Source organism: Massilia glaciei (genome assembly GCF_003011895.2).
Classification (GTDB): Bacteria; Pseudomonadota; Gammaproteobacteria; order Burkholderiales; family Burkholderiaceae_D; genus Telluria_A; species Telluria_A glaciei.
The window spans coordinates 50,729-62,185 of the sequence record NZ_PXWF02000237.1 but is presented as its reverse complement, the minus strand read 5'-3'; the positions used below and the strand labels follow the sequence as shown (position 1 = coordinate 62,185).

Annotated in this window: 7 protein-coding genes; 5 read left to right on the top strand and 2 right to left on the bottom strand. The window is 65.5% G+C overall.

The features are described 5' to 3' along the window. Positions 1-108 precede the first annotated feature (108 nt). Both C7C56_RS14835 and C7C56_RS14825 read left to right on the top strand, forming a co-directional pair. On the top strand, positions 109-3,138 hold the full coding sequence (locus C7C56_RS14835; protein ID WP_181373187.1) for an Ig-like domain-containing protein: 3,030 nt from the start codon (positions 109-111) through the stop codon (positions 3,136-3,138). 245 nt (positions 3,139-3,383) lie between these two features. Beyond that, positions 3,384-3,686, top strand: a complete 303-nt coding sequence (locus C7C56_RS14825; protein ID WP_146204493.1) for a hypothetical protein — start codon at positions 3,384-3,386, stop codon at positions 3,684-3,686. Between the two features lie 12 nt (positions 3,687-3,698). Here the strand turns inward: C7C56_RS14825 and C7C56_RS14820 are convergent, their stop codons facing one another. Next, on the bottom strand, positions 3,699-4,457 hold the full coding sequence (locus tag C7C56_RS14820; RefSeq protein WP_106758146.1) for an iron-containing redox enzyme family protein: 759 nt from the start codon (positions 4,455-4,457) through the stop codon (positions 3,699-3,701). 229 nt (positions 4,458-4,686) lie between these two features. Here C7C56_RS14820 and C7C56_RS14815 point away from each other — a divergent pair, with 229 nt between their 5' ends. Next, positions 4,687-7,095, top strand: a complete 2,409-nt coding sequence (locus C7C56_RS14815) for a sensor domain-containing protein (protein ID WP_106758145.1) — start codon at positions 4,687-4,689, stop codon at positions 7,093-7,095. Between the two features lie 44 nt (positions 7,096-7,139). On the opposite strand, the gene C7C56_RS14810 is transcribed toward C7C56_RS14815, so the two are convergent. Further along, the gene (locus tag C7C56_RS14810; RefSeq protein WP_106758166.1) at positions 7,140-7,715 is read right to left on the bottom strand and encodes a TMEM165/GDT1 family protein; all 576 of its coding nucleotides are present in this window, start codon (positions 7,713-7,715) and stop codon (positions 7,140-7,142) included. A gap of 174 nt (positions 7,716-7,889) precedes the next feature. Between C7C56_RS14810 and C7C56_RS14805 the strand changes: the two genes are divergently transcribed. Together C7C56_RS14805 and C7C56_RS14800 are read left to right on the top strand one after the other, a co-directional pair. After that, positions 7,890-9,782 (top strand): M1 family metallopeptidase, encoded by a 1,893-nt coding sequence (locus C7C56_RS14805; protein WP_307719049.1) that lies wholly within the window; start codon positions 7,890-7,892, stop codon positions 9,780-9,782. Positions 9,783-9,804: 22 nt separating this feature from the next. Further along, positions 9,805-11,457 carry a serine hydrolase gene (locus C7C56_RS14800; RefSeq protein ID WP_106758144.1) on the top strand — a complete coding sequence of 551 codons (1,653 nt, stop codon included), beginning with the start codon at positions 9,805-9,807 and terminating at the stop codon, positions 11,455-11,457.

The window sequence follows — 11,457 nt, the reverse complement described above, 5'->3', positions numbered from 1 at the left end:
AGTGCGTCATGTTGTGGTCATGCATAGTTGCCACAATTCGTTATCAACTCATCATGTTGAGAAGGCGAATACTGGCATAACAATAACGACGATCAATCGGAAACCAACATGCAAACCACTTCATTCAAACGCCTGCCGCGGCTGGCGATCCTGCTCGCAGCATTCACCGCCAGCAATATCGGCTTCGCCTCCGAAGCGGACCACCGCGAGTTCGAGGCGTCGCTGCACGCGCCGTACAAGGCCTCGGCCGGCACCAGCGCGGCGCAGCGCGAAGCGCGCGTTTTCACGCTCGCGTTCGACTACCCGTATGTGAAGACGGCGCAGGACGTGAGCTGGCGCCTCGAAGTGGTAAGCCCGAATGGCGCGGTGGTGCGCCGCTGGCACGGCGCCGAGCGCCTGTTCGCCAAGCCGGTCGACGTCAAGCTGGCCTGGGACGGCCGGGTCGACAATGTCGCGCTGCCGGCCGGCATCTACCAGGTGCGCATGGTGGCCCTGTCGAAAGAGGCGGCCGGCGCCGCGCGCGCCGACGCCTCCGAGGGCGCGGTCGAGAAGGCGCTGGGCGCGACCGGCGCCGACCTCATCGAGCAAACGTGGGAGATTTCGGTTGGCGCCACGCCGAGCGCGAAGCTGCCGAAATTCACGCCCATGAAGCAGGGCGGCAAGCAGGCGGCGGGCGGCGGCACCATCGGCACCATGGCCGCGCCGGCCACGGCCTCGCTGCCGTACACCGTCATCCTGGGCAACCTGCACAGCCAGACCAACCACAGCGACGGCGGCGACGCGGTGGCCGGCTGCAGCAGCGGCCACGCGCCGCAAAGCGGCGAGTTCGGCCCGTCCGACGCCTTTATCTACGCCAAGAACCGCGGCCTCGACCTGCTCGTCACCAGCGAGCACAACCACATGTACGACGGCTCCTCGTCGACCAACACGGCGGCCAGCCCGGCCGCCGCCCAGGCCCTGTTCCAGTCCGGCCTCACGGCCGCGTCCGACTTCAACACGGCCAACCCTGACTTCCTCGCCGTGTACGGCCTCGAGTGGGGCGTGATCAACAACGGCGGCCACCTCAACATCTTCAATTCGACCGAATTGCTGCAGTGGGAATACAATGCCAGCGGCCAGCTGATCGGCGACACCTTCACCGACAAGACCGACTACGCCGCCCTGTACAGCACGATGCGCCAGCGCGGCTATGTCGGCCAGTTCAACCATCCAGCGTCGACCGGGCAATACCTGGTCAACGGAATCCCGCTCGGCTACACGGCCGACGGCGACCAGGCCATGGTCCTGTGCGAGGTGCTCAACACCTCGGCTTTCTCGGCCAACACGACCGAGACCGAAACCGGCCGCAGCACCTACGAGAGCGGCTGCAAGAAAGCGCTCGAGGCCGGCTTCCACGTCGCCTTCAGCACCAACCAGGACAACCATTGCGCCAACTGGGGCGCCTCGTACACCAACCGCACCGGCGTCTTGATTCCGAGCGGAACGGCGCTCTCGGCCACCAGCTTCGTCGACGCGCTCAAGGCGCGCCGTGTGTTCGCGACGATGGACAAGAACTCGCAACTGGTGCTGACCGCGAACGGCCACATCATGGGTTCGCGCATCACCAACAGCGGCCCGCTGAACCTGCTCGCCAACTTCGCCAGCACCACCGGACAGACCGTCGCCACGGTCGTGATCTACGAAGGCGTGCCCGGCCGTAACGGCACCGTGACCCAATTGTCGGCCACGGCCGACACCACGATCACCCCGGCCATCGGCGAACATTTCTACTACGCCAAGCTGACCCAGGGCGACGGCAAGATATTGTGGTCGGCGCCGATCTGGGTGACCCAGACCGCCGACACCGGCGGCGACACCACCGCCCCGGCCGTCACGGCGGCCGCGAGCGGCACCGCCGGCACCATCACGCTGTCGGCCAACGCCAGCGACGCGGTCGGCGTGGCGCGCGTCGACTTCTACGTCGACAATGTCCTCCAGGGAACGGACGCGGGCGCGCCGTACGCGGTCACGCTCGACTCGACCACGCTGGCCAACGGCAGCCACAGCCTGGTGGCGCGCGCGTTCGACGCGGCCGGCAACGTCGGCGTGTCGACAACGCAAACCTTCAGCGTCAGCAACCCGACCGCCGACACCACGGCGCCGGCGGTCACGGCCAGCCAAAGCGGCACCAGCGGCACCATCACGCTGTCGGCCACGGCGAGCGACGCGGTCGGCGTCAGCAAGGTCGAGTTCTATGTCGACAATGTGCTCAAGGCCACCGACAGCGCCGCGCCGTACTCGGCGACGCTCGATTCGACCACCCTGGGCAACGGCAGCCACAGCCTCGTCGCACGCGCCTATGATGCCGCCGGCAACATCGGCGTGTCGGCCGCGCAAACCTTCAGCATCAGCAACCCGGTCGCAGACACCACCGCGCCGACCGTGACCGCCAGCCAGAGCGTCAGCAGCGGCACGCAGACCTTCGCGGCCACGGCCAGCGACAATGTGGGCGTCTCCAAGGTCGAGTTCTATGTCGACAATGTGCTCAAGGGAACGGACACGGCCGCGCCGTATTCGATGACGCTCTTGTCAAGCACGCTTAGCAGCGGCACCCACGCGCTCACGGCCAAGGCCTTCGACGCCGCCGGCAACAGCAAGCTGTCGACCGCGGTCAGCTTCAGCGTCGGCACCGCCAGCCAGTTGATCCTCAACGGCGGTTTCGAATCGGGTTCGGCATCGTGGAGCGCGACCAGCGGGGTGATCACCAACGACGCCTCGCAGCCGGCACGCACGGGTTCGTACAAGGCATGGCTCAACGGCTACGGCGCGTCGCACACCGATACGGCCTACCAGCAGATCGCGATCCCCTCGGGCGCCACCAGCGTCAACCTGAGCTTCTGGCTCAAGGTCAGCTCGGCCGAGACGACCACGACCAGCGCCTACGACACGCTCAAGGTACAGGTGCGCAGCAGTTCCGGCGCCGTGCTCGCCACGCTGGCGACGTACTCAAACCTGAACAAGGGCACGACTTTTGTGCAGAAGAGCTTCAGCCTGAACGCCTACAAGGGCCAGACCGTGCGCGTCTACTTCCTCGGCGTGGAAGGCTCGACCGTCGCGACCTCGTTCATCATCGACGACGTCAGCGTGTTGTCGCAGTAATGGCGTGAACCGGGCGCGGCGACCCGCCGCGGCCCGATAAAAAATCCCACCTGCGCGGTGGGATTTTTTTTTGCCTGTGCCATGGGATCTGCTGCGGACTGATTAAGTGTTGCCATTTTGTATTGAAAAAAATTGGAATTCGGAGGCATACTCTGGCACCGATTTGGCCGATCGTGGATTCATCCAGTGCAGGTTTCTGTTCAATTCTATGGGGTGCGGTAATGGTTATATGGCAAGGCGCGGGTTTGATCGGCATTATCATCCCGATCATTTTTTGTTTGCTCGGACAGTTGGGCCTGGACCTCGTGATGGGCTCCGGCTATTACTCAAGCCACCGTTGGGCGCCGACGCTCTTCCTCGGCCTGTCGGCCGCGGTCATCTGGGTGCTCGGCTACGGCATCTCCAAGATTCCGGGCGAGCATCAAGTCGATCCGGGGACGAAAAAATACGTGTTGGTGAAACCGAGCCACACGGTTTTTTTCATGCCGCTCCAGTACTTCGCATTCGTGGTGGCCGCGTTCGCGGTGTGGATGCTGTTCCCGGGCTAAGCGCCAGAGACCTCAGTGCGCCGCGACCGGCTCGTGCGACATGCAGCGGTCGAGCGAGAGCGCCATGTATTCGTAGCTGTTCGAGATGCACTGCGCGAGGTAGGCCACGTATTTGGGCTCGGCCCGGTTGCCGATCAGGGAGCAGATGATCTCGAGCGCCTCCCACGGATGGGTGTCGTCGTATTGCGCATGCAGGCGCAGCCAGCGCGTGGCCTGCTTGCGCAGTTCGGGCGGGAAGGAGTTCTCGTAGGTGTCGGACGAACAGATGAGGGTCGACCATTCGCCGGTCGCGCCCTCGATCGCGAGGTTGGTCGCGGCCATGCTCGTGGCCAGCGACGAGCGCTCGCAGCTGTGCCAGCACCAGTGGTTCAGTGCCTGCGTCTCGACCGGCACTGCGCTGTCGAGCAAGTCTTTTTTGTCGACCCCGCACGCGGCCGCCCACTGCGTCCAAAGGTCGGCATGGTGCTGCTCGACGCGTATATTGCGCATCAGATATTTGCGCGCCATGTCCTCGCCGCGCGAACGCCCGTACTGCACCTTGCACAGGTTGACGGCCATGAACTGGGGGAACTGTTCGATCACGGGCCAGCCGCCGACGAGGAATTTGTTGGTCTCGGGCTCGGGCAGCGCCGCCTCTTTCATCATGGCGAACAACTCGTGGTCGACGACCTTGTGTTTCGCCTTGACGGTCGAGTGCATCATTTCCTGCGCCCAGACGGGGTAGCTGCCCAGCTCCATATACGGTCCGGTGCGGGTGAATTCTTCAACCATGATCGACGCCCTCCTTGGCACAACGTTTATTGGACAAATCCATCGGCGGGTGGTTCCAAGCCCAAAAAAAATGAACGCCCCTTTTGTCAAGGCCGAGGGCGGAATGCGCTGATTTCAATCAGCCGCCACGGCTTTGTGCGCCGTCAACGGAACGTGCGCAATGCCACGCTTGTCTTAATCACAGAGCTTACTGCCGTAACTCCTGCTCTTGCGGCCTGTGGAGGAAAGTATGCCCGCACCCGGTGACGTTCCCGCCGCCGCGTTCCTGGTGGGCCCGACGGGCGAAATCACGTCCTGGAATGCGGCGTGCGAGCGCCTGCTCGGCTACGCGGCCGACGACATCCTCCTGCATTCGATCACCAGCATCCTGCCCGAGGCCGTGCGCGAACAATTCGCGATCGCCATGCAGGCCTGGCACAGCGACGCCGAACAAGTCGATGCGCAAGTCATCCACGCCGACGGCAAGGTCCTGCCCTTCAACCTGATCTTCGTGCCGCAGTATTCCCAGTCGGGCAGGTTCGACAACTACAGCGTCATCATCGGCGCCCCCGTCGCCCGCGGCGAAGAAACCGAACACGAGCTGATCGGCCGCGTGCCCCTCAAGAAAATGGTCGACTTCCTCGCCGGCGCGTTTTATGTGCTGAACCAGGACGCGCTCGTCGTCATGTGGAACAAGCGCGTCGAAGTGGCGACCAAGCGCACCCCCGATCAACTCGACGGCATCCCCGCGCTCGCCCTGTTCCCCGCCGGGCAGCAGGCGCAGGTGGCCGAAAAAATCGGCGCCGCGTTCACCCACGGCGACGTCCAGGTGGTCGAGGCCGATTTGCTCGCCACCGACGGCAGCAGCACGCCCTACCTGCTGACCGGTTCGCGCTTCGAGGTCGACGAGCGCCTCTATTTGTGCGGCATGGGGCTCGACATCTCCGAGCGGCGCAAACAGGAGGTCCAGCTGCGCCTGCGCGAGCGCGCCTTGCACGCCAGCAGCAACGGCATCGTCATCACCGGCTGCGTGCAAGACAACCATCCGATCGAATACGTCAACCGCGCCTTCGAGCGCATCACCGGCTACCGCGCCGACGAGGTCATCGGCCGCGACGCGCGCTTCATGGCCGCGCCCGAACACGACCCCGACGAGCGGTCCAGGCTGCGCCAGGCGCTCAAGGACAACCGGGAAATCAAGGTCCTGTTCCGCAATCTTAAAAAAAACGGCGAGCTGTTCTGGAACGACCTCACCGTCACCCCGGTCGAGGACGAAAAAGGCGAGACCACCCATTTCATCGGCGTCATCAACGACGTCACCGACGCCATCGTGCGCACCTCGACCCTCGAACACGCGCTCAACCACGATGTGCTGACCGGCGTCGCCAGCCGCAGCCTCATGTGGGACCGCCTCGAGCAAGCCCTGCATGTGGCCCAGCGCAACAAGAGCCTGGTCGCGGCGGTGCTCGTCGACCTCGACAACTTCAAGGACATCAACGACACGCTCGGCCACGACGGCGGCGACGAGGTGTTGCGCGTGGTGGCGCGCCGGCTCCAGTCCTCGGTGCGCGACAGCGACACCGTGGCCCGCCTCGGCGGCGACGAATTCGTGCTCGTGCTACACAACCAGCCTTCGCTGCGCTACACCCTGCGCATGATCGACCGGGTGCGCCAGGAGCTGTCCAAGCCGGCCATGGTGCTCGACAAAGAAGTCGACATCCGCGCCAGCATGGGGGTGAGCATCTATCCGCACGACGGCGCCAGCGCGATCGAACTGATCCAGGCGGCCGACGTGGCCATGTACCACGCCAAGGCGGCCGGGCGCAACGACGTGCACTTCTTTTCGCTGGCCATGCGCCGCACCAGCGAGGCCGCCCAGGAGCTCGAGGCCGGCATCCGCGGCGCGATCGAAAAAGACCAGTTGTTCCTCGCGTTCCAGCCGCGCGTGTGCCTGCGCACGGGCACCATCGTCGGCGCCGAATCCCTGCTGCGCTGGCGCCACCCGCAGCAGGGCATCCTGTTGCCTGGCGCATTCATCCCGGCCGCCGAGGAGAGCGGGCTGATCGTCGCGGTGGGCGAGTGGGTGCTCGAGCACACCTGCCTCATGCTGCAGCACCTGGCCGCGCTCGGCCACGACAAGCTCGCGCTATCCATGAACGTCTCCTTCCGCGAACTGACGCAAAAAAACTACGTCGCGCAAATCGGCAAAAAACTTTCCGCAGCCGGGCTCGCGCCTGGCCTGTTCGCGCTCGAGGTCAAGGAGTCTATCCTGATGCGCAACCCGCAATTGTCGAGGGAAATCTTCGGCGCCACGCGCGAGCTCGGCATCAAGCTCACGATCGACGACTTCGGCGGCGGCTCGTCGAGCCTGGCCAATCTGCACGAGCTGGCGGTCAACCACATCAAGATCCCGCACCCCGTCATCGAACACATCAGCGCGCAAAACGAGGGCGCCGATATCGCCAGGACCATGATCGCGATCGGACACAATCTGAACATACGCGTCATCGCCGACGGCGTCGAGACCGGCGGCCAGTTGAGCTTCCTCAAGCAATACGACTGCGACGAAATGCAGGGAAATTACTTCTGCCCGCCGGTTGGGATGCTCGAGCTCGAACGCCTGCTCGGTTCGGGCGCGCATCCGCGGCCGCCTTCGTAGGACGGGGCGCTGAAAAAATTCTAACCGCTATTTTTACACGGCGCCTAAAACCCGAACCGCGCGCCGGCGCCGAGCAGCGTCGCCACGCCCAGAACGGCGAACACCGCGGCGGCGATGCCGTGCACCAACAGCAGCGGCACCGCGGCCGCCACGCGCGCGCCAAGGTACACCGCCGGCACGTTGGCCAGCATCATGCCCAGGGTGGTTCCGGCCACCACGGCCAACATGGCGTCGTAGCGCGCCGCCAGCGCGACGGTCGCGATCTGCGTCTTGTCGCCCATTTCCGCCAGAAAAAACGCGACCACCGTGGTCATGAACACGCCGTAGTGCGCGAGCTTGGCGTCTCCCTCGTCGAGATTGTCGGGCACGAGCGTCCACGCGGCCATGGCCAGGAACGCGCCGCCCAGCACCCAGCGCAACAGGTCGGGCCCGAGCGCGGCGCTGATCCAGCCGCCCACAGCCGCGGCGAACGCGTGGTTGGCGACGGTCGCGACCAGAATGCCGAGCACGATGGGCAGCGGGCGGCGGAATTTGGCGGCCAGCAAAAAGGCCAGCAGCTGGGTCTTGTCGCCGATTTCGGCAAGCGCGACGATGCCGGTCGAGACGAGGAAGGCTTCGATCATTGGTCCAGTGTATCCATGCGCCAATTTTACCCCGGCCGCTGGAAGGGCGCCGGCCGTGCCCGCGCCGTACATACGCGCGCGCGACTGGGCGCTTTCGCTGCCCGTGCGTTAGTGATATTCTGCATCGCTCAGCGTGCAGCGCCTCGCCACGCCATCCAACTCGAGAAGACCATGACAAAATTGCCGCTTCCATCCCGCCGTTTGTTCCCGTCAGCGGCGCCGCTGCTGCGCGTTACCGCCGGCGCCGTCCTGATGCAGTGCAGCGCCTTCGCGCTCGCGCTCGACCCGCTTAGCTACGCCGACTACGACCAGGTCAAAATGAGCGCCCTGCACATGGACCTCAAGGCCGACTTTAAAAAGAAGACCCTGTCGGGCTACGCCGACTTGTCGCTGACCTGGCTCGACAAAAACGCCAAGGCGCTCGACCTCGACACGCGCGACCTGGTCGTCTCGAAGGTGCAGACGCAGGACGCCAAGGGCGCCTGGACCACGCTGGCGCACAGCCTGGGCAAGGCCGACGCCGAGAAGGGCCAGGCGCTGCATATCCACGCCGCCGGCCAGCCGGCCAAGATCCGCATCCACTACCGCACCTCGCCCGGCGCGGCCGCGCTGCAGTGGCTCACGCCGGCCCAAACCATGTCGGGCAAGCGCCCGTTCATGTTCAGCCAGTCGCAGCTGCTCGACGCGCGCTCGTGGGTGCCGGTGCAGGACACGCCGGCCGTGCGCTTCACCTACAGCGCCCGCATCGACGCGCCGCAGGGCTTGCGGGTGGTCATGAGCGCCGACAACGACATGCACGCCACCGGCAAGGGCGGCTGGCAGTTCAAGATGCCGCAGGCGATTCCATCGTACCTGCTGGCGATCGCGATCGGCGAGATCGACGTGCGCGCCCTCGGCAGCCGCAGCGCCGTCTACGCGGAGCCGCTGCGCATCAAGGACGCGGCATATGAATTCGCCGACACAGAAAAGATGATCAAGGCGGCCGAATCGCTGTACGGCCCGTACCGGTGGGGCCGCTACGACATGCTGGTGCTGCCGCCGTCGTTCCCGATCGGCGGCATGGAGAACCCGCGCCTGACCTTCCTCACGCCGACCATGATCGCGGGCGACCGCAGCCTGGTCGACCTGATCGCGCACGAGCTGGCGCACAGCTGGTCGGGCAACCTGGTCACCAACGCCTCGTGGAAGCACTTCTGGCTCAACGAGGGCTTCACCACCTACGTCACCACCCGCATCATCGAGTCGCTGTACGGCGAGGAGGTCGCGACCATGAACCTGCAGCTCGAGCAGGAGGAGGCGATGCTGTCGCTGGGCGACATCGAGGCGGCCAAACAGGCCTTGCTGACCAAGGGCCCCGACACCTCGTCCAAGGAATACGCCGACGACGGCCTGGTCTACCCGAAGGGCGCCTGGTTCCTGCGCACGCTCGAACAGCGCGCCGGGCGCGCCGTGTTCGACCCGTTCCTGCGCGGCTGGTTCGACCAGCACGCGTTCCAGAGCGTGACCTCGGACCAGTTCGTCGCCTACCTGCGCAAGAACCTGCTCGAAAAGAATCCGAGCGTCATGAGCGAGGCCGAACTCGAGGAGTGGCTGTACGCGCCGGGCATCCCGTCGAGCGCGCCGCGCGCCGTCTCGAGCCGCCTCGCCAGGCTCGACGCCGACCGCGACGCCTGGCTCAAGGGCACGCTGGCCACGGCCAAACTCGACACCAAGAACTGGAACGCCACCGAATGGATGAAGTTCCTCAACGATATCGACGGCAAGGCCAGCGTGGACCAGCTCAAGGAGCTCGACATCGCCTTCGGCCTGGCCAAGACGCGCAACAACGAAGTCGCGTTCCGCTTCTACCGCGCCTCGATCAAGGCCGGCTACCGCGACGTGCGCGAGCCGCTGAACGCCTTCCTGATGAGCGTGGGACGCCAGAAGTTCGTCAAGCCGCTTTACGCCGCGCTGCTCAAGAGCCCGCAGGACAAGGCCTGGGCCGAGGGCGTGTTTAAAAAGGCGAAGGTGCGCTACCACCCCGCCACCCAGAAGAGCGTCAGCGCGCTGATGACCGCCAAATAAAGGAAGCGCCACCGTGCCAATCATGAAACACATCGCCGCCGCGGTCGTGCTCGCCCTGTGCGCGGGCGCGCAGGCGGACCCGGGCCCGGCGCCGGCCGTCCCCGCGCCTGCGGCGGCGGCCGCGCCGCTGGCCGCGTTCGACCTCGAAGCCGACGTCCTGCGCACCATGAAAACCTTCGACGTCCCCGGCATCGCGATCGCGGTCGTCAAGGACGGCAAGGTCATCGCCACGCGCGGCTTCGGCGTGCGCGAACTGGGCAAGCCGGCGCCGGTCGACGGCGCCACCGTTTTCGAGGTGGCCTCCAACTCCAAGGCCTTCACGGCGGCCGCGCTGGCGATGCTGGTCGACGAGGGAAAACTGTCCTGGAACGACCCGGTCACCAGGCACCTGCCGGACTTCCAGATGTACGACGCCTATGTCACGCACGCGATGACGGTGCGCGACCTGCTCACGCACCGCAGCGGCCTGGGGCTGGGCGCCGGCGACCTGCTGTGGTGGCCGACGACCAAGTTCACGACCGACGAGATCATCGAGCGCCTGCGCTACATCCGCCCGGCCACGAGTTTTCGCGACAGCTACGCCTACGACAACCTGCTCTACATCGTGGCCGGCAAAATCATCGCGCAAAAGGCCGGCAAACCGTGGGGCGACGCGATCCGCGAGCGCATCCTCAAACCGCTGGGCATGGACGCGACCACGACCAGCCTGGCCGAAAACGCGGGCAGGGCCAACGTCTCCGGCCCGCACAGCAAAATCGATGGCAAGGTCGCTCTGGTGCGGGCGCTGCCGGTCCACAACGCGGTCGGCGCGGTCGGCATCAACACCAACGCCGAGGACATGGCGCGCTGGATGACGCTGCTGCTCGACGGCGGCCAGATCGCCGGCGCGGTCAAACCGGGCAAGGACGGCAAGGGCGAGGACGTGCGCCTGTTCAGCGCCAAGCAGGCGGCCGAAATGTGGACCGCGCACACGCCGATCCGCATCAGCGAGCCGAAGCCGGCGCTGGCGGCGACCAAGCCCAACTTCTTCGCCTACGGCCTCGGCTTCCAGTTGCGCGACTACAAGGGCCTGAAACTGGCGCAGCACGGCGGCGCGCTGCAAGGTTTCTACTCGAAAGTGGTGCTGGTGCCGGACGCCAAGCTCGGGATCGCCATCCTGACCAACGCCGAAAGCGGCGGCGCGCTCAACGCCCTGCAGTACCGCCTGCTCGACCAGTATCTGGGCCTGGCGCCCACCGATTGGATCAAGCTCGTCAGCGACGTCGAACACGAGGCGCACGCGAAGGAGCTTGCGCGGCAGAAGGACAAGACCACGGCGCGCATGGTCGCCTCCAAACCCTCGCTGCCACTGGCGAGCTACGACGGCGAATACACCGACCCGTGGTACGGCAGCGTGACGATCAACAAGGAGGGCGCCAGGCGCGTGATGCGTTTTTCCAAGACGCCGGACCTGACGGGGGAGCTTGAGCATTTTCAGCACGACACCTTCATCGTGCGCTGGAAGGAACGTAACTTCAACGCCGACGCGTATGTCTCGTTCTCGCTCAATCCGGACGGCAGCATCGAGCGCATGAAGATGGCGCCGGTGTCGAAGGAAACCGACTTCAGCTACGACTTCGCCGACCTGCTGTTCACGCCGGTCAAGCAGGACGCGCCGGCCGACAAGGGGAAGTAA